Here is a 22,008-nt window from a genome sequence, read left to right on the forward strand (position 1 = left end):
TTAACAGAGTAGAGTGAGACCAGTTCTTAACAGATAACATCCTCACTACATTTCATAATGGGTAGAGTCCCCACAAAAAAAGAAAACCGCGTAACATTTCTGCTACGCGGTTTCTATACCTGCGATAGATTAAAGAATTAATCTATCAATTGGGAGGCTAATTATTTAGTTGTTTTTACAGCTGCTTGTGGGGCTTGTTGTGGTTGTTGTGCAAGCACTTTATCAAGAAGATCACGGATTTCTTTATTTTGAGCTTGTAAATCAGCCACTTTATCCTCAAGAACTTTTACAGTTGCTGGGGATGCTTTAGGAGCTGTAGGAGCATTACCGATACCGATTGTTACACCAGCATTTGCCATTACGCTATGGTCACCACCATAAGCTGCGCCAGCATGGATTAACAAATCAGGATTTGCATAATGAGCTACACCCAATGCAGTAGATGTTTTACCTTTGTAAGTACCAACAGCTGCCATAATTTGAGCTTTTTGACCTTCGTGGTATTCGATAGGTTTCAATGCTGCCAATGCTGCTGCAGAAGCACCAACTGCTTTCACATCACGTTCTACGCTGCTAATGCGGCGAGAGTTTTCTGCGATTTGTGCATCGTGTTGAACAAGTGTTGCATGATCTTGTAATGCAATGTTGGAAGCTTTCAAGCTGTAGTTTGCAGCCTCTGCTAATGTACTGATATCTTGAGTATTTTTGTTTACTTGTAAGCCTAATACATTAACTTTTTCATTGTTTTCTAATGCCAATGTACCTACTGCTTTAGTCAATTTAACGTTTTCATCAACTTTAGTATTTACATTTGCAATTGCTGTTGCATTGTTAGAAATGTCTTCTGTATTTTTGTTTACCTGTAAACCTAATACACTAACTTTTTCATGATTTTCTAGTGCTAGAGTACCAACAGCTTTAGTTAATTGTGCATTTTCATTAACTTGGTTAGCTACTGCAGTTACACGGTTATCTACCTTAGTGATATTTGTAACATTAGTATCTACTTTAGCATTTAGAGTGTTGATGTTTGTAGTATTTGTATTAACTTGGCTAGATACTTTGCTAATATTGCTTGTATTTGCATTAACTTGGTTAGTTACATTTGTTATATTAGTTGTATTTTGGTTAACAACATTATTAATATTAGCAATATTAGTTGTATTAGTATTAACTTGTTTAGATACATCGTTAATAACTTTACTATGTTCATCAACTTTGTTGATTACTTTTTGTACAGTTACATTAGTATTTTGAATTGCTTCAACATTTTGCTTGATCGCTGCTTTGTTAATATTGATGTTTTCAGTGTTATGTTTGATTGCTTCAGTATTAACAGAAACTTGGCTTTGAACAGTTTTAATGCGTTCTTCGTTAGCATTTGCTTTTTGAGTATTAGCATTAACTTGTTCTTTCACTTTGTTTACATCAGCACCTACGTTTTGTAAGTTTTTGATTGCTTCAGTGTTTTTGCCAACTTGGTCTTTCAAGCCAGATACATCAGTTTTGATATTGTTGATTACAGTATTTTGATTATTTACTCTTACATCAATATCAGTCACTTTGTTGTCAATATTAGTTACTTTGTTATCGATGTTAGTCACTTTATTATCGATGTTTGTAACTTTTGCATCAACATTTGTTACTTTAGCATCAATATTAGTTACTTTATTATCAATGTTTGTAACTTTTGCATCAATATTCTTAACATCATTTTGAACATTAGTAATATTGTTGTTTACAATATTAAGTTGTTTATCAACTTTAGCACTAATATTGTTGATATTGTTATTTACAATATTGATTTTTTGATCAACTTTAGCATTGATGTTTGTGATATCAGCTTTAACTACTGTCACATCAGCTTTAATATTGTTTACATTCTTTTCAACGTTAACAACATTAGCTTTAATGTTATTAATATTGGAAGTGTTATTTTGAATGTTTACAGTATTAGCTTGGATGTTGCTGTTTTGAGCGTTAATGTTTTGAGTGATATTTTCTACTTTTTGAGCTACATTAACGATTGTAGTATTACCTTTACCAACTTGACCTTTTAAGGACTCAATAGCTTGAGCATTAGCATCAACTTTACCGCTTAAGTTGTTAATAGCAGTTGTATTAGATTCAATACGACCAGTATTAGCATTTACTTTAGCTGTTACATCAGTAATGTTAGCTGTGTTACCAGCAACTTGTTTACTAATGTTTGCAATAGCTGTTGCATTGTTAGAAATGTTAGTTGTGTTATTTGTAACTTGTTTACTTACATTAGCAATAGCTGTTGCATTGTTAGAAATGTTAGTTGTATTATTTGTAACTTGTTTACTTACATTAGCAATAGCTGCAGTGTTATTAGCAATATTTGTAGTGTTGTTAGTTACATCTGTGCGAATAGCTTTGATATCTGCAGTGTTAACATCTACTTTATTGCTGATGTTTGTCACATTAGCTTTAATGTCAGTAATAGCTTTACTATTATCAACGATTGCTTTTGCGTTAGCATCAACTTTAACATTTACTTCATTAACTTTACTGTTGATAGTTTTATTGATTTCTGTGTTGTTATTAGCAATCTTAGCATCAATATTTTGGTCAACTTTGTTAATGATTGTTGTGTTGTTTTCGCTAATAGCATTTGCAATATTTTTATTAATAATAGTGTTGTTATTATTAATTGCAGTGCTGATATCGTTTCTAATTACTGTGTTGTTAGCTTCAATCTTAGCGTTGATTGTGTTTTCAACATTAGTAACTGTTGTACCAACTTGGCCTTTTAATGCTTTAATAGCATCTTCATTAGCACTGATACGTGTAGAGTTATCTACAATATTACCTTGTAAGTAGTCTAAACGTTCATCATGACGATCTACACGACCTTTAAGGCCATCCAAATCACCTTTAACGCCATCAATCTTAACATTTACATCACCAATCTTAGTATTGATTGTATTGTTGATTTGTTTGTTGATTTCATTGATTTTTACATCGATGTTTTTATCAACTTTGTTAATGATTGTTGTGTTATTAGCAGTAATCTTAGCATCGATATTTTGATCTACTTTGTTAAGAATTGTAGTATTGTTAGCTTCAATCTTGTTATTGATAGTAGATTCAATGTTAGTGATAGTAGTACCAACTTTGCCGTTCAATGCTTCGATAGCTTTTGTATTCTTGTCAATAGCAGCTTTATTATCACCAATGAATTTACGGTTTTCGATAGCAATTGTACCAGCTACATTGATATCTTTTTCATTTTGGTCAACACGCTTAGTAAGACCATTCAAGTCACCTTTAATGCCGTCAACTTTAACATTTACATTGTTGATATTATTATTGATTACTTTATTATTTTCAGTAATCTTAGCATCAATGTTTTGGTCTACTTTATTAATGATTGTTGTGTTATTATTATTGATTTTTTTATCAATATTTTGGTTAATAACAGTATTATTAGCTTCAATCTTAGTATCGATATTTTTATTAATAACTACATTGTTTTCAGTAATTTTGTTATTAATAGTAGTTTCGATATTTTGAACTGTTTTACCAACTTGACCTTTTAATTCATCAATAGCTTTTTTGTTATCGCCAATGAATTTACGGTTTTCGATAGCAATTGTACCAGCTACATTGATATCTTTTTCATTTTGGTCAACACGTTTAGTTAAACCATTCAAATCACCTTGAACACCGTCAACTTTTACATTTACATTGTTAATAGCTGTAGTGTTATTAGCGATGTTTGTAGTGTTGTTTGCGATGTTTGTAGTATTTTCAGTGATACGTTTGCTATTATCAGCAATTGCTACTACATTAGCTTGAATGTTTGTAGCATTGTTAGCAATGTTAGTAGTGTTATTTTCTACTTTACCATTGATATTAGTAATTTGATTTTTAATATCATTGATTACTGTAGAAGATTTACCTACTTGACCTTTTAATTCATCAATAGCTTTTGCATTAACATTGATATTTGTAGTGTTATTTGCAATAGCAACTTTGTTATTTGCAATAGCAGCTTTGTTATCGCCAATGAATTTACGGTTTTCAATTGCAATTGTGCCAGCTACGTTGATGTCTTTTTCGTTTTGTTCTACACGTTTAGTAAGACCAGCTAGATCACCTTTAACACCGTCAACTTTAACATTTACATTGTTGATCGCAGTTGTATTGTTAGCAATGTTAGTAGTGTTAGCATCTACTTTCACATTAGTTGCATCAATACGTTTGCTATTATCTACAATAGCCTTTGCATTAGCATCAACTTTAACGTTTACGTTGTTGATTGCAGTAGCATTGTTAGCAATGTTAGTAGTGTTAGCATCTACTTTTACATTAGTTGCATCGATACGTTTGCTATTATCTACGATAGCCTTTGCATTAGCATCAACTTTAACGTTCACGTTGTTAATTGCTGTAGTATTTTTAGCAATATTAGTTGTGTTATTAGCAATATTTGTAGTGTTGTTTTCTACTTTACCTCTGATATTAGTAATTTGTTTCTTAATATCGTTGATAACTGTAGAGGATTGACCTACTTGACCTTTTAACTCATCGATAGCTTTAGCATTGATATTGATATTTTTAGTATTGTTTGCAATAGCAACTTTATTATCACCAATGAATTGACGGTTTTCCATTGCAATTGTACCAACTACATTAATATCTTTTGCATTAGCTTTCACACCATCTTCAACTATAGAGATACGTGTGGAGTTATCTACAATATTACCTTGTAAGTAATCTAAACGTTCATCATGACGATCTACACGACCTTTAAGGCCATCTAAATCACCCTTAAGACCGTTCAAGTCACCTTTAACGCCATCAATCTTAACATTTACATCACCAATCTTAGTATTGATTGTGTTGTTGATTTGTTTGTTGTTTTCATTGATTTTTACATCGATGTTTTTATCAACTTTGTTAATGATTGTTGTGTTATTAGCATTGATTTTTGCATCAATATTTTGATCTACTTTATTAATGATTGTTGTATTGTTGCTGTTAATTTTATTATCAATGTTTTGGTTGATAACAGTGTTGTTAGCCTCAATCTTAGTATCGATATTTTTATTAATAGTTACATTGTTTTCAGTAATCTTGTTATTAATTGTAGTTTCGATATTTTTAATTGTAGTGCCAACTTGACCTTTTAATTCGTCAATTGCTTTAGTGTTTTTATCAATAGCAGCTTTATTATTGCCGATGAATTGACGATTTTCTAAAGCAATATTGCCAACTACATTGATGTCTTTTGCATTAGCTTTAACACCATCTTCTACTACAGAAATACGTGTAGAGTTATCTACAATATTACCTTGTAAGTAGTCTAAACGTTCATCATGACGATCTACACGACCTTTAAGGCCATCCAAATCACCTTTAACACCATCAATCTTAACATTCACATCACCAATTTTTTTGTTGATTGTATTGTTAATTTGTGTGTTATTTTCGTTGATTTTCACATCAATGTTTTTATCAACTTTGTTAATGATTGTTGTATTGTTAGCATTAATCTTAGCATCAATATTGTTATCTACTTTATTGATAATAGTAGTATTGTTAGCTTCAATCTTATTATCGATAGTTTTATTAATTACTGTATTGTTTTCGTTGATTTTATTAGTAATTGTATTTTCGATATTTGTGATTTGATTGCCAACATGACCTTTTAATTCATCAATAGCTTTTTTATTGTCGCCGATGAATTTACGGTTTTCAATAGCAATTGTACCAGCTACGTTGATGTCTTGTGTGTTTTTGTTAACTTGAGCTTCAAGATCTTTTAAGTTACCTTTAACACCATCAATTTTTTGATCAATTTTGATGTTATTGGAATTAATCTTAACATCGATATTATTATTTACTTTGTTAAGAATTGTAGTATTGTTAGCTTCAATCTTAGTATCGATATTTTTGTTAATTACTGTATTATTTGCGTTAATTTTATTAGTAATTGTATTTTCGATATTTGTGATTTGTGTGCCAACATGACCTTTTAATTCATCGATAGCTTTTTTGTTATCACCAATGAATTTGCGGTTTTCAATAGCAATTGTACCAGCTACATTGATATCTTTTTCCGCTTTATCTACACGTTTAGTAAGACCATCCAAGTCACCTTTAATACCATCAACTTTAACGTTTACATTGTTGATATTATTGTTGATTACTTTATTATTTTCAGTAATCTTCGCATCAATATTTTTATCTACTTTATTGATGATTGTAGTATTGTTAGCTTCAATTTTATTGTTGATTGTAGTTTCAACATTTGTAATTTGTGTGCCAACATGACCTTTTAATTCATCGATAGCTTTTTGGTTGGCTTTTACACCATCTTCAACAATGGAGATGCGTGTAGAGTTATCTGCAAGGTTATCTTGTAAGAAGTCTAAACGTTGATCATGGCGATCTACACGATCTTTAAGACCATTCAAGTCACCTTTAACACCGTCAACTTTTACATTAACATTATTAATTGCAGTTGCATTCGCTTCCACTTTGCTATTGATATTAGTGATATTGTTTTTAATATCTTTAATATCTACTTGAACATTGCCGATGTTTTGACCAACTTTGCCTTTCAAGTCAGCAATATCTTTAGTATTGATATTAACTTGATTTTGAGTATTAGCTACGTCAGTTTTAATTGTTTTATTATCTTGTTCAAGTTGTTGCATACGACCTTCATGATTGCTTAACGCTTCATTGTGATAGTCGAATCGCTTCATCAAGTCAGTATGATTTTTATCAACTTTAGTGTTTAATTCAGTGATTGCAGTCGCATTTTTATTGATATTTGTAGTGTTGTTAGTGATGTTTGTTGTATTAGCATCTACTTTAGCACTTAAATCAGTTACAGAATTATTAATCTTAGTAATATCAGCTTTAACAGCATTAATTTTATTATCAACGTTAGTGTTTACTTGATTAATAATAGTTGTGTTGTTAGCTTCAATTGAAGAATTAATATTTTTGTTAACTTCATTAATGATATTTGTTTTGCTATCGTTAATTTTAATATCTACATTGTGATTAACTTCGTTGATAATCTTAGTGTTGTTTTCACTAATCTTATTATCAATAGTTGTGTTAATATTATTGATTGTTGTACCAACTTTACCTTTTAAGTCTTCGATGGCTTTTTTATTTTCACCGATAGCTTTTTTGTTATCAATAATACCTTTGCGGTTTTCCATCGCAATAGTATTGTTGAAAGTAATGTTGTTGGTGTTTTCTTCAACTTTAGCAGTCAAATCAGTAATAGCTTTGCTATTATTATTAACGTTAACAGTTAAATTATTAATTGCTTGTGTGTTGTCGTTAACTTTAACATCAACATTGTTAATGTTATTATTCAACTCAGTCTTAACATTAGTAATGTTGTTATTTAGCTCAGTCTTCACATTGTTGATATTTGTTTTAATATCATTAATCTTAACATCTACATCTTTGTTCACATTGTTAATAATAGTAGTGTTATTATTTTCAATTTTTTGATCTACTTGATTAAGAATTGTAGTGTTATTGTTTTGTATTTCATTTTTAATATTTTGATTTACTTGGTTAATAATATTAGTATTATTAGCTTCAATGTGTTTTCTAACACTTGCATCGATATTAGTGTTTACATTATTAACAACATTGTTCGTGATATTAGTAACTTGTTTATTGATTCTTGTATCGATGTTGTTGTTAATTTCAGTAAATCTAGCATCGATATTATTGTTAATATTAGTAATATCTTGTTGAATATTAGAAATTTGAGTGCCAACTTTACCTTTTAGGCCTTCAATATCTTTACTATTTTGATTAACTTTAGCATTGATATTAGTAATATCAGTTTTAATGCCTGTAATGTCAGTTTTAACATTACCAACTTGGTTGTTAATATTCGTAATATTAGTAGTATTATTTTCTACTTTTTGGTTAAGAATATTAATGTTGGCTGTGTTTTTCTTAACATTTTCAACATCAGTAGTTATAACTTTATAGTAGTTATTAACAATAGTAACTCCGTTAGAACCACCTTTTTTAGGTTCTTGTTGTTGCTGTTGTTGTGGCACTTGTTGTTGCCATTGTTGCTGCTGTTGTTGTTGCTGTTGTTGTTGCGGCACTTGTGGACGTGGACGTCTTTGTTGCTGCTGTTGTTGCTGTGGCACTTGTTGTTGCCATTGCTGCTGTTGTTGTTGCTGTGGCACTTGTTGTTGCCATTGCTGCTGTTGTTGTTGCTGCTGTTGTTGTTGCTGTTGCTGCTGTTGTTGTTGCTGCTGTTGCTGCTGTTGCTGTTGTTGCTGTTCTTGCTGACTTTGCGCTTGTGGATCAATTGGATGTTGATATTGGTTATGACCCCAAGCATTTTGCTCAGGTGTTATCCATCTTTGGCTACCAATAAGATCAGCTCTAGCCCAATCCTCAGGGCTGGATGCATTAGCAACACCTCCAGAAAAGCTAGCCGCCAAAATAACCGCTGCTACGATTGTAGTGGCGGATTTTTGATGTGACTTAGCCAACTCAGACGTTACTACGTAAGCGTGCTTAGTTGCACTCCAAACAACTTTGAATACCTTATTCATATAAGTTCCCTCCCAACATTTGTGGCTCTCACCCCACAATGAAGAAATAAATCAAATATTGCACTCTTTTCACTAAACATTCACAATATTTAACATAATATTACCATATAATATTTTAAACTTCCATAAAAAAATTAATAAGTTAAACTTATGTTTCATTTTTCACTCATCAAAAATCTAACAACAATACAGATAAATACTGGAACTTAATATTTAGTGCATCGTATAAAATGAAATTTTAAATTTTAAACTAAATTTACTTTTACAGCTTTCATTTTATTCCTAAGTATTCAAAATATGAAAAAAACCTCATCAATGTATCACTTATACATTGATGAGGTCTTTTTTACTCTATATAGTTTTATCTATAATATTAGAATTTAGATTCGATAGCACCTTGAAGGTCGCCTTTTGGCAAGAAACCAATTTTACGATCTACAACTTCGCCATCTTTCAAGATAACGAATGTAGGTAATACTTCTACTTGCATATTACGTGCTAATTCTGGTTCTTCATCAGCATTTACTTTTACAAAGTTAGCTTTACCTTCAAGCTCACCTGCGATTTCTTCGATGATTGGCATCATACGTACGCAATAACCGCACCATGGAGCCCAGAAATCAATAACAGTAACGCCACCTTGATTTACTAAATCTTGATATTCAGCAGTTTTTAATTCTTTTAATTCGCTCATTGTACCCTCCTACGGTAATTGAACTAATACACAATCTTGAATGACATGCAGGTTTAAAGCATGTGCTTTTTCAACAACAGATGGTTTATCCGCTCCTGGTTGCAACCACACAGTAGAAATGCCAAGTTCTTTACATTCATCTAATGCAGCCATGCCCGCTGCTTCTGGTACAACAAAATCCACAACAGCTGGTACAACAGGAAGTGCAGAAAGACTAGAGTAACATTTGTCTCCATCTATTTCTGCAATATTAGGATTAACTGGATATACTTCATATCCGTGATCTTTAAGACATTTATAAATCTTATAGCCGAACTTTTCGGTTTTATGAGTGGCTCCAATAACGGCCCACACTTTTTGATCTAAAGCTTGTTGAATTGTCATTTTGACCACCTCTTATATTCTATTATAAATGAATATCGAATATTGTCAATATAATATATCGAATTTTATAACCAAAGAATTATTCTCTTTTAGCAAACATCCTATAACATAAAGCAATAGCCGTTTTATGCTCTTTATCTATATTTTTATCTCAATCGTTTTCTGACTAAGACAAGGTAAATTTAAATCAATCTTAATTAATTCAGAAATACTTATTTCCCGATTATTTAATGCATTGGCTTTAACTAACCCGCCTGCGATAGCTAATTCACCGACGATTCTATTAGCAGACCATTGATTATCACGCAATTCCCGAATAGTAATACTCTTCTGTCGTTTAGACAATCTATGCCCTTCAGAATCAATTAAGAGCGGTGCATGACCATACGATGGTACTTTTATATGTTTAGAGTGTAAACACTGTTGTAATGTTTTATATAAATATATTTGCTGTCCTGTAGTATCTAGCAAATCATCTCCACGAATGACCTCCGTGATTCCCATTGCAATATCGTCTAGGACAACGGCTAAATTATAGGCATACATACCATCACCACGACGTAATACATAATCATCTAGCTCACCTTCTAAATGAATATGTTGAACACCTTGCCAGCGATCTGTAAATTCTATATCACAAGAATCTATGGATAAGCGCAACGAAGGATCCTTTTCAGCAGAAAAGGTTTTCACCTTTTCCTCATCTATATGGCGACAATGTCCATCATATCGATGAACTACCTCTCCCACATGAGGGGCTGAAGCAATAGACTGTAATCTAGCACGATTACAAAAGCATGGATAAATTAGTTTTTCTAATGCAAGACTTTCTAAGATATTAGCATAGTATTCTTGTCGTTCACTTTGCCAATATGTTGATTCTGGTCCGCCAATACGCGGACCTTCATCCCATTCAAAGCCAAGCCACTCTAAATCATCTAAGAGTGCGTCCCCTAATTCCCGTTTAGAACGTTGAAGATCTATATCCTCCATTCGAACTACATAAGTTCCCTTTTGTTGTCGCGTAGAAATATATGATAATAAAGCAATCCACACATTGCCAAGATGGATATATCCTGTTGGGCTTGGTGCAAACCGGCCTTTCATATTAGCCCTCCTACATTACAAAACAAGTGGCATACTCTGTACAATCAAACAGAATATGCCACTATATTATATTAAATAATTAGCCTAAAGAAATGATATTATCGAATACATCACCAGCGTCTTTAATTTTTTGTTCGTTACCCATTGTACAAATATGATTATCCTTTAATACAGGTTCAACCACATCTGCTAAAGCAACAATATTCTCTGGCTTACAAGCGATAACTTGTTTACGGAACTCTACCTTATCCTCTAGTTTAGCACCGCTAAAGTACATGCCCATTGCACGTGGACCACGCAACGCTGGAGTCATAGGCAAGTCTAAAGAGCTCATCGTACCAATAATATATTTACGCATTTCACGGTCAGTCAAAGTAAACTCACGAAGGTATTGAGGTAACTCTTTGTACACATTCAATGTTTCTACCAAATTTGGATCGCGATAGCTACAGAAAATCATATTGCCATCGTCATAGAAATTAGCAAAAGCACCGTAAGCACCACCTTGAACACGAATACGAATCCAAAGGTACTCATACCGCAAAATCGTTTCTAGTACACTCATAGGACCAATATGTTTATACCCATGATCGACAAAGTTACCACCTTGCGCTACGTATTGCACCTTACCAGCTGTAACGATACCGTCATTACCGGAAAGTTGAGTAATTTGTAATACATCATTGCTTAACTCAGTAGTATCCCAAGTTTCAACCAATGGTTTCATTAAGTTTTCAAAAGCCTCTAATTCGCCTTCTTCACCAACAAACATAATATCTACGTTGTTAGCACGGAAAATCTTACGAGCTACGTCGGCTAATTTTTCTGGCAGTAATGGTAATGCTGCGGGGTTAGAAGCTAATTCGCTAATCTTCTGATAGTAACCAAAGTTCCCATTGTCTCTAAATTTACCAACCGCAGATACTTGTGCCATAACGCGTTGGCTTACAATGGAGTTACCGCGACGGAATGCTTCGTTATCCCAAATAGCTTTGCTTTCTTGAACAAGCTCAGTCAAACGACGATCATCACTATAATCTGCTTTTTGTACTACTTCATTTATCAAGCGACACAAATCAGGTAATTTAGAATGCAATGCTTTAGCACGTACAATCATAAGTGGTGTAAATTCATCGCGCTTACCATCTTTGCTGATTGCTGTAACATCAGAGCTTAAACCACCAAGATTCATATTAATATCTTTAGCCAATGCTTCATAGCCGCGTTCAGATGTATCAATGCGACCAAGTATATCACTTAAAATATCTGCGTAGAACAGCTCATCTTCTGTGAGGCAACTCAAGTTAAAGTATAAACCTACATAGTTAATGCCTTTTGTGAAAGTAGGCACAAAGTGCACTTTCGTATTACCAATCTTGCTTTCACGGCGTTCTACAGCTTCAATATTAGGATTTAAATCAGATAACTCAAGCAATGGAATCGATGCCAATGCTTCTTCACTATCTGGAGTTTCTTGACGGATTTTAAGGCGTTTAGTTTGCTCTACAATCGAGTCAATCTCCTCTTTTGTCATATTTGCTTTTACAGCAGCTAAATGTTCTTTAACCTCTGCATCTTTGCGCTCTTGAAGTCCACGTTCAGGATAGATAGATACGAGTACTTTGTGATTGTTATTTAAAATAGATTGACGAATCAAATCTTCAAAGTACGTACCAGATAAGCCTTTTCGAATATTCACTAGCGCTTCTTCGTAGTGTAAGAGCTCAAGCGGATCATTATCATATAACCAGTTATCCATCATACGGATGACATAGGCAAGACCGATTGGACGACCACCAAAGTCGCTTTCACGAAGAGCAAACTCAATGCTATTCAAGGAAGCTTCTAATAATTCTTTATCTAAACCTTTATCACAAAGCTCTTGCAATGTAGATTCTACAATGCGTTGCAGGTCAGCTTGTTTATCTAGATTAGAGCCAGTTGCTTGTACAGTCCACATAGGTTGGCGAATGCTATCTAAATAATAGCCACTCACATCAGAGCCGATACCTGCTTTTACTAAAGCCTGTTTTAAAGGCGCCGCTGGGGACGTTAATAAAGCATGTGTTAAAACCTCAAAAGCCAAGCTATGCTCAGGAGTCACACTAGGTAATACATAGGCAAAGGAATGCAAAGTACGATTCTCTGTTGGTTCCTCAGAACCTACACTATACGGATAGCTCACTACTTTACCTTCTGTAAATGGAGCTTGTAAACCTACCTCAGTATGAACCTCAATAGCATCAAAGTGACTTAAGTATTCATCATTCAAAAATGCTAATTGTTCTTCAATATTCATAGCCCCATACAGGAAAATATAACTATTGGATGGATGATAGTGAACGCGATAGAACTCTTGGAATTCTTCATATGTTAAATCTGTAATATGATCAGGATCCCCACCAGAATCAACACCATAAGTAGTATCTGGGAAAAGTTCGCGCATCATTTGACGCTCTAATACAGAATCTGGAGAAGAGTACACACCCTTCATCTCATTAAATACAACGCCTTTATAGGTAAGCTCATCATCGGCATGATCTAGCTCATAATGCCAACCTTCTTGCATTACGATTTCTGCATCGTCACGTACGCGAGGATACAATACAGCATCAAGATACACGTCCATTAAGTTGCGGAAGTCTTTATCGTTCTTACTCGCCACAGGATACATCGTCTTATCAGGGTATGTCATTGCGTTTAAGAACGTATTCAAAGAACCTTTCACGAGCTCTACAAAAGGCTCTTTCAAAGGAAACTTGCGAGAACCACATAATACGGAGTGCTCCATAATATGAGCTACACCAGTACTGTTGTGAGGTGTTGTTCTAAAAGCAATATTGAATACTTTATTAGAATCTGGTGAATCGATATAAATTAATCGGGCACCAGACTTTTCGTGCTTCATTTCATAAGCGGTACCATTGATCTCATCAATGCGCTCAATGCGGTCAAGGCGAAAGCCAGAATAAACCTTATTTATTTCCATGCTGTCCCTTCTTTCTATATAAATAAAATGATTTCTTTCTTAACAATTAATTATACCATATCGATGACTTTATATATAGATGTTAAGAATAATTATCGAAACACAAAACCCCATAGGCATAGGCCTATGGGGTTTATATTATTTAGTATGTTGCATTTGCCACTTTTGATTGCGGCGCAAGGTTAATAAGCCTTCTAGTACAGCTTGAAACTGTATAAAGCTCAATGTATAGGGTTCATACATATCCGGTACTACCTTGTAAGAAATAGTAACCTCTGCTTTATCATAATCGTAGAAGATACCATGTAAATTACTTACCGTAGTGTAACCAGTTTGAGCTTGCTCCAATGTTGGAATAGGCTGATTTTTTAGATTTCCTAGTAGATCGCTAATGAAACCTTCCTTACGACCTTGGTCATTGAGCATTTCATCCATAAAACTACGTAGACTATCCATAAATAGATTAACCTCTTTGGTCTAACAATAAGCCGTTGTGAATTACGCGAACAGCATCTTTAACACGGTCTTCAGCAACAAGGCAGGAAATACTAATTTCAGAAGTAGAAATGATTTCAATATTGATGCCTTCTTGGCTCAAAATATCAAACATTTGAGCTGCCACGCCAGGTTGACCTAGCATACCAGCACCGATAATAGAAACTTTTGCCATGCGTTCGTCAATATTTACAGCTTCAATATCAACCGTTTCTTGCAATTCTTCCAATACTTCGCGCGCCAAAACTACGTCATCCATAGCTACTGTAAAGATAAGGTCAGTTTTTGGTTCACCAACGGAGCGGATAGATTGAACAATCATATCTACGTCTACGTTTTTCGCAGCCAATGCTTTGAATACAGTTGCTGCCACACCTGGTTTATTTTCAACCCCTACAAGGGCTACTTTTGCAGTATTTTTATCATCAGCTACGCCAGTAATTACGCGTTTATTTGCTTCCACAGTATAATCCTCCCGAATAATAGTACCTGGTTTATCATTAAATGTAGAACGTACATGAATAGGCACGCCATAACGGAAGCCCATTTCTACGGCACGTGGTTGCATTACACCGGCACCAAGGCGCGCCATTTCGAGCATTTCGCCATACGTTACTTCTTCTAATTTGAAAGCTTCCTTCGCTACGCGAGGGTCTGTAGAATATACGCCGTCTACATCTGTGAAGATTTCACATACATCTGCCTTCATAGCGCCTGCCAATGCAACTGCTGTTGTATCAGAGCCACCACGACCTAATGTAACCATGTCACCGTATTCAGTAATACCTTGGAAACCAGCAACAACTACGATGTTGCCTGCATCCAACGCTTCAAACACGCGATTTGGATCAACGCCCAAAATACGGCCTTTATTGAAACTATCACTAGTTGTGATACCTGCTTGGTCACCTGTTAAGGATACAGATTTATGACCACGTTCGTTAAAAGCCATTGCCATCAATGCAATCGTTACTTGTTCACCTGTGGATAACAGGCGGTCCATCTCACGACCATAAGGCTTGGATGTTACTTGTTTAGCCAATGCTACCAAGTCATCCGTTGTATCACCCATTGCGGATACAACAATAACGATTTTATCGTCTACTTGCTTCTCACGAAGGACGCGATCAACAATATTAAATATTTTTTCTGGTGTAGCTACGGAACTACCACCAAATTTTTTAACGATTAAGGCCACAATAATCCCTCATTTAACTATATTTACTAAATATCAATATGAATATACTTTACCACAAACAAATAGCACTGTAAAGGGATGTACAGCAATCATTCCACTGGACTAATACAAAAATCCTTTTTCTGCGGACATTAAGATATATGCAAAAAGACCAGCCCTAAGGCTGGTCTTTATTAGTTGTTTTAGTTAATTAAGCAACTGTAATTTCTTTTTCAGATTCCCACAAACCGTGAAGATTGCAGTAAGATACAGCAATCAATTTACCGGATTTTTTCAAAGATACTGCTAAAGTACCTTCAGAAATTGCTACTACAGGGCCTTCGTTAGCAGTCGCACCGTCACCATGAACGTTGAATGCGATAGTACCAACTTCGTATGGTAATTGAGTACCTTCAGCTACGAAGTACAATTTAATCCAATCAATGTGATGTTCTACAGTGTTAGGATGTGCAATGTCTTTACCTACGGACAAAGTTACGTGGAAAGTTTCACCTGCTTTTACAGTGTCAACTGTTTCGATAACAGGAACGTGTTTTTCAGTAGCGAAATCGCCAGATTTAATGTAATCATGTACAGCCATAGTTAACCTCCTGGTTATTGTTATATACATACTTAATGTCAAGAATATTGAGCACTACTGTGCTTATGACTATATTATACATTTTCGATATAGTTTTAGCAAGGACTTTTTCGAAACTTTTAGATTTAATTATAGTTAATACTCATAAATACAAAACATTAGTTGCTAAATGTGCTACTATACATGCCTTTAGCAGTATCCTTAAGATTTAAGTACCTATACTTAAAACTCAATACCTTTAGCAGCCTTAATGCCCTTCTCATAGGCATGCTTTACTACATTCATTTCTGTTACCGTATCTGCTATTTCGATAATTTCTGGTTTAGCATAGCGGCCCGTCAAAATTACATGAAGTCGTTCTGGCTTATTCTTTAGCATATCTACTACAGAGTTTACATCAATAAGCTCGTAATTAATGGCATTATTGATTTCATCCATTATGATAAGATCCCATGTATCAGAGTTAACCTCCTCTACCAAAGTATGCCAAGCAGTTTGAGCCGCCTCTTTGTGTCTTGCGAGCTCTACCTCTCCTACTTCATCACGTTTATAGTAAATAAAGCCTTTACCCATGGAGCGTATTTCTACTTGGTCACCTAATTTAGCGAGACCTGCTAATTCACCATAGCCATTACCACTTTTAATAAATTGTAGTATGAGAACCTTAAAGCCTTGACCTACAGCACGCAATGCAACACCTAAAGCGGCCGTAGTTTTACCTTTACCATTGCCTGTGTTGACTAAAATTAAGCCTCGTTCACTCATAATTAGCTCCTTTTAGCTTTATACGTAGCACATATATCTACAAAGTGTTGCGCCCCTTCATCAGAACCAGCAAAGTTCAAATGTAAATAGGATGCTAATACATTATTAGTAGCATAGCCGCCATCATAAGATTGAGGCTTACGGCCTCCTTCTAAATGGAATGCCCACGGGAAGTCTTCTACTGTGGGCTCCATCGTAGAGAAATGGAACTCATGCCCACGAAGAGATGTATCTGCAGCACCTAATAAGGTATCTCGCTTAGCTGTAGCCGTAACATACCCTACTTTTTGTAGCTTTTGTTGCATAATGCAATTAGCAGGTACAATACCTACTGTATTATATACGGCGCCCTCAAAATCGTGGATACTTTCACATAAATACATGAGGCCACCACATTCTGCATAAATAGGCATACCTTTTTCATTAGCTTCACGGATAGATTCCTTCATTGACTCGTTACTAGAAAGCTGGAACAAGAACATTTCAGGAAAACCACCACCAAATACTAGGCCATCTACATCTGGAACTTCAAAGTCATTAAGAGGGCTAAAATAAACGAGCTCGGCCCCCTTCTCTTCTAAGGCAGCTAAACTTGCTGGATAATAGAAAGAAAACGCCTCATCATAGGCTACACCAATTTTAACTCGCTTTTCAACGGATTTAGCATCTACAGCCTCTGGTAACTCAATAGCAGGTGCACTAGATGCAATATCCAACAATTGATCTAGATTTACCATTTTCTCAACAGCTTCGCGAATCGTGTTGATAGCCTCTGTTGGGTCAATTTCAGTAACCGGTGTGAGTCCTAAATGGCGCTCAGGAGAGTGCATACGGTCATCTCGATAAATAGCACCAATAACAGGTACACCTATCTTATCCATGCCTTCACGAACCATGCGCTCATGGTTGGCAGAACCTAAGCGATTCAAGATGACGCCGCCAAAGTTTACCTCAGGATCATAATCACGGAAACCTTTAGCAATAGCTGCCGCACTTTCACCCATGGCCTTGCAATCGATAACAAGCACCACCGGTGCATTCAATTGTTTAGCAATTTGAGCTGTAGAACTAACACCTTCTCGACCACCATCATAAAGGCCCATAACACCTTCAATAATAGCAAGGTCTACTCCATGCGCCATAGTAGCAAAGAAAGGATTTAATTTGTGAGGTGGCACAAGCCACGTATCTAAATTATAGCTGTCACGGCCGGATGCAATTTTATGAAAGCCCGGATCAATATAATCCGGGCCCACTTTAAAGGATTGCACCGTACGTCCACCATTTGCATAAGCAGACAATAAGCCCGCTACGATAGTTGTTTTACCTACACCAGAGTTAGTGCCAGCAATGACAACACGTGGAATCTGTACTGTGTTCATAGATATTACCTCGTAATACGACGTATTTGTTAACGGTCCTTACGTTTTGCAAGGATTGTAGATAAGTAGTTGAGTTTAGTATCTTTTGGCATGTTATCAAGGCCTACGAATACTTGCTCATCTGGCAAACCTACACGGCTGATCATAACCGCATCATCTGCCATATTGTGTTTAATCAATGTTTCTTGTACTTCATCAAAGTTTTTGTACACTTTCATGATTACCGCATCATCGGCAACAGCCAATACAGCATCAATTTTTTCTTTAGGTGCTGTAGCAGGAACGATAGCTAATACTTCTTCCTTCTCTACGATTGGATAGCCAAGGTGGGAACCAATAGCACAGAACGCAGTTACACCTGGAATTGTTTCGATTTCATGACCAGTATTTTCAATCAAGCGGTATACATACATATATGTGCTGTAGAACATAGGATCACCTAATGTTAAGAATACAACACTTTTACCTTCATCTAAGTAAGACAAGATAATGCGTTTTGCTTCTTGCCAGCCTTCCTCTTGTGTAGCATCATCTAATACCATTGGGAATACTACAGGAACGATTTCTGTATGTTCTTGGATATATGGGGATGCAATATCAAGGGCTACAGAGCCATCTTTCTTCTCTGTTTTAGGTGTGATAATAATATCTGCTTCACCTACGATGCGAGCAGCTTTCACAGTCATTAATTCAGAATCACCAGGGCCTACGCCAATGCCATATAATTTACCTTTCATGGGTATCTCCTATTCTTATAGTTACAGTTTATTTATAATTGCAATATCTATTATTATAACCAATTTATGCAAGATATACAAAGGCACTATTTAATATTTGGAATTGCAGGGCGATGTGGGCTACGTTTGCCATACAAATCATCGATGCAGTCTTGTAAATGTTGACGGAAGATATCTTGGATAACTTCATACTCACCTAGACCAGCATTAATAGGTTTAACCTCATAACCAGCCTCAGTCAATTCATTTACTACACTATCCTCTTCATCTCCGAAGAGATCATTTTGGGCATGATCCCCTAATACTAATAATAATGGATGTAGGTGAATTGTATTTGGACGCTTCCCATCAAGCCATTCCCATGGCATAGCTACATCAGCCACATAAGGAGCATTCTCTAAAACGGCGACACGTACATTTGTAAGGCCATCACGAATTAGTTTAAATTGTAGGTTGCCATATGATGAATTACCAGAACCGAGGCCACCATGACCAACCAATAGTAACCCGTCTTCTTTAGAAATATTAAGAGATTTAATGAAACGGTCAATTAAGATTTGGTAATCATCTGGATGCTCTTCTTGGCCCATGTAATATACGAGAGGTCTACCTACGCGCAATACTTCTAGCTGTCCTTCCCCTTCATGAGCAAGGATATTATTTTTCAATTTATCAAACTCTTCACCGCCAGTGAAATGAAGTGGTTGTACATACACATGTGTATACCCTTCTTGGATGAGTTTTTCTAACGCCCCTTGTTCAGTAGGTACCTCAACACCGCGTTCACGTAAACGCTTAACGATGATACGAGAGGAAAAAGCTAATTCCACAGTATAGTCCGGATACGCTTTACGAATATGTTCTACTACGGAATCAATATTATGTTCACGAGCACTGTCAACAGTGGACCCAAAGGCAACAACTAAAATAGCTTGTTTCATGAAAGTCTCCTTATATTAATTAATAATGTATCTTAATCATACCATAGAGAATCTTTTCAGGGCATACCGTGGTACGTATAAATTGGAAATTATTCTTATCTTTCATAGTAAAAGTAAAACTCCTCCCCATTGGATATCCAACAAGGAGGAGTTTTGCTTATGGAAAGGAGTGGAGTGATATGTCTAATTATGTAATAGTAAGTATTAAGAAATCATACCTTGTACTTCTATACGAGAATTTGTCATTACAGGTTTTACAGATTCACGAGGCATGGGACGCTTCCGATCAGACATCCGGATAGCTTGGCCTAAATGCTTCAAGAATAAATCTTGTACATAAGGATTTTCACCAAGACCTTCATTCCAAATATCTACATTGTAACCCTCTTCAGCGAGCAATGCATAAATGGAGTCAGAACGCTCACCGCCAAGATAGTCCATTAAATGTGTAGAACCAATAAGAGCCAACGGTACTACTAATAAATCTTTATGCCCCATTCGATCTAACAAGGTAAGAGCTTGTTTAAAAGTAGGGAACCCATTTGTAGTAAATACCACAACATTTGGTGCCGCACCGTACATAGCTTTCAATTGTAATGTACTAAATTCCAATTGATTTTGACCATTCGCCATAAGCACTACAGACTTATTAAGTGCTTTTGTATTAACGTGGCGAACAATACTTTCTAATGTAGCTTCATAATCGTCAGCATAATTCTTTACACCTAGAGACGTGAGTAATGGCTTACCAATGTTCACTTGGCTAAAACCATATTCATTATTATGTAAAAACTTTAATGCTTGTTTACGCATTTGTTGGTAACACTGATCTGCTACCAATGTAACTGGTTGAATGTATACTTCATCAACGCCCTTGCGAGCGAAATCTTGCATAGCCTCTGTGAAAGAAGAAATCTTATCATCGTACTTCTCGTTCCATTTCTCTACTAATGCATCAGATAAGAATACACGGCGTACCTCCATATCGCTATACATGGAACGTACTTTTTTCTCTATACTGCCAATGGATTTCTCCACAGCATCTTGGTAAATTGATCCAAAGGATGCAATGATTATGCCTTTCATATGTGACCTCCATATTGCTCATACATGTAACAATTCTCACAACTGAAAATTGTTATCAACTACTCTGTAATAATAGTACAAGATTAATGTATAGAAGTCAATGAGAAAAAATATCAAAATCAACCAAAATAATGTATAACCGATGCAACACCACATAAAAGAAGAAAAAATATAACAATAAACTTAATTCGACCTGTAAAGGTATCATACCTTCTCTTGTCGCTAGCTGTGATTTTGCCAGAGCGATTATGACGCCATAGATTAAAGACACAAGCAATACAAAGAATAATAATTAAAATATACTTCAAATCAATCATAGAACTTGGTAAAGCAATATAATCACTAAACAATGAAAGTCCAAAGAAACAATTCCCTAAGATACCAATTACAATTTTAACTATTCGTTGCCTAGCTATAATGACGAGATAATTCACCATTAATAAGCCAAAGAGACCAATTACAATATTCGCAAACATATCTACCCTACTAATTTAAAACCATAGTACTCTAATCTATTTAATATATACATTACACTATAACTTCAAGATACACAAAATGGTGTTGAACTCAAAGGAGTCCAACACCATTTTGTATATTAAATTTCTTTTATACTATTAACGTCCCAACTACCTTTTATAAAGAGTCTATAAAAGACAAAGACATTGGCAAAAGGAACTACTAATAACAAAATCCATAATCCGCTATACAAACTATCATGAAGACGTCGGATGAGTAAAGTAAATACAGAGAACAGTGTATAGACATAAAGTATATAAAAGATCGCCCATGATATAGGCTCTAAAATAGCTATTCCCATTTCACTTTTTATCATGAGAAGCAACGCCAAAATATTTACATTTAAGCCCATTATTGTGCCTAGTGAACCTACACCTATGCCAGCCTCAATAAGCTTAGCGCGTCCAGTTAATCTAAATGAGCGATATAAATAAATATCTCTCAAATATTCTAAAATTCCTTTTTCATTACATAAAGTGATTTTTGTCTCTTGCTCATACATGATACACTTTTACAACGGAAAATTGTTATCAACTACTATGTGTC

14 protein-coding genes are annotated in these 22,008 nt (G+C 35.1%); all 14 read right to left on the reverse strand.

The window, feature by feature from the left end:
• Positions 1–161 precede the first annotated feature (161 nt).
• The gene (locus tag VRHSUH09_RS10025; protein WP_105082093.1) at positions 162–8,588 is read right to left on the reverse strand and encodes an ESPR-type extended signal peptide-containing protein; all 8,427 of its coding nucleotides are present in this window, start codon (positions 8,586–8,588) and stop codon (positions 162–164) included.
• Positions 8,589–8,961: 373 nt separating this feature from the next.
• Positions 8,962–9,282, reverse strand: coding sequence for a thioredoxin (trxA, locus tag VRHSUH09_RS10030; protein WP_009351711.1), 321 nt, complete (start codon positions 9,280–9,282; stop codon positions 8,962–8,964).
• A 9-nt stretch (positions 9,283–9,291) separates the two neighbouring features.
• Positions 9,292–9,666 (reverse strand): CoA-binding protein, encoded by a 375-nt coding sequence (locus VRHSUH09_RS10035; protein ID WP_054748681.1) that lies wholly within the window; start codon positions 9,664–9,666, stop codon positions 9,292–9,294.
• Positions 9,667–9,804: 138 nt separating this feature from the next.
• Complete coding sequence (gluQRS, locus tag VRHSUH09_RS10040; RefSeq protein ID WP_105082094.1) at positions 9,805–10,773, reverse strand: tRNA glutamyl-Q(34) synthetase GluQRS; 969 nt, start codon at positions 10,771–10,773, stop codon at positions 9,805–9,807.
• 79 nt (positions 10,774–10,852) lie between these two features.
• A complete protein-coding gene (locus VRHSUH09_RS10045; protein WP_105082095.1) occupies positions 10,853–13,762 on the reverse strand; it encodes an insulinase family protein in 2,910 nt (969 codons plus the stop codon).
• A 138-nt stretch (positions 13,763–13,900) separates the two neighbouring features.
• The gene (locus tag VRHSUH09_RS10050) at positions 13,901–14,218 is read right to left on the reverse strand and encodes a hypothetical protein (RefSeq protein WP_054748679.1); all 318 of its coding nucleotides are present in this window, start codon (positions 14,216–14,218) and stop codon (positions 13,901–13,903) included.
• A gap of 7 nt (positions 14,219–14,225) precedes the next feature.
• Positions 14,226–15,455 (reverse strand): aspartate kinase, encoded by a 1,230-nt coding sequence (locus VRHSUH09_RS10055; protein WP_105082096.1) that lies wholly within the window; start codon positions 15,453–15,455, stop codon positions 14,226–14,228.
• 190 nt (positions 15,456–15,645) lie between these two features.
• A complete protein-coding gene (locus VRHSUH09_RS10060; protein ID WP_054748677.1) occupies positions 15,646–16,035 on the reverse strand; it encodes a class II SORL domain-containing protein in 390 nt (129 codons plus the stop codon).
• Between the two features lie 222 nt (positions 16,036–16,257).
• The gene (gene cobO, locus VRHSUH09_RS10065) at positions 16,258–16,800 is read right to left on the reverse strand and encodes a cob(I)yrinic acid a,c-diamide adenosyltransferase (RefSeq protein ID WP_054748675.1); all 543 of its coding nucleotides are present in this window, start codon (positions 16,798–16,800) and stop codon (positions 16,258–16,260) included.
• Positions 16,801–16,802: 2 nt separating this feature from the next.
• Positions 16,803–18,182, reverse strand: coding sequence for a cobyrinic acid a,c-diamide synthase CobB (locus VRHSUH09_RS10070; RefSeq protein ID WP_105082097.1), 1,380 nt, complete (start codon positions 18,180–18,182; stop codon positions 16,803–16,805).
• A gap of 29 nt (positions 18,183–18,211) precedes the next feature.
• On the reverse strand, positions 18,212–18,919 hold the full coding sequence (gene cobI / locus VRHSUH09_RS10075; protein ID WP_054748673.1) for a precorrin-2 C(20)-methyltransferase: 708 nt from the start codon (positions 18,917–18,919) through the stop codon (positions 18,212–18,214).
• A gap of 86 nt (positions 18,920–19,005) precedes the next feature.
• Entirely contained in the window at positions 19,006–19,860 is an 855-nt protein-coding gene (locus tag VRHSUH09_RS10080; protein ID WP_105082098.1) for a sirohydrochlorin cobaltochelatase, read from the reverse strand.
• Between the two features lie 204 nt (positions 19,861–20,064).
• The gene (locus tag VRHSUH09_RS10085; protein WP_105082099.1) at positions 20,065–20,946 is read right to left on the reverse strand and encodes a sirohydrochlorin cobaltochelatase; all 882 of its coding nucleotides are present in this window, start codon (positions 20,944–20,946) and stop codon (positions 20,065–20,067) included.
• Positions 20,947–21,541: 595 nt separating this feature from the next.
• Positions 21,542–21,964 (reverse strand): DUF805 domain-containing protein, encoded by a 423-nt coding sequence (locus tag VRHSUH09_RS10095; RefSeq protein WP_245876022.1) that lies wholly within the window; start codon positions 21,962–21,964, stop codon positions 21,542–21,544.
• Positions 21,965–22,008 lie beyond the last annotated feature (44 nt).

This window comes from Veillonella rogosae JCM 15642, assembly GCF_002959775.1.
GTDB classification, from domain to species: domain Bacteria; phylum Bacillota; class Negativicutes; order Veillonellales; family Veillonellaceae; genus Veillonella; species Veillonella rogosae.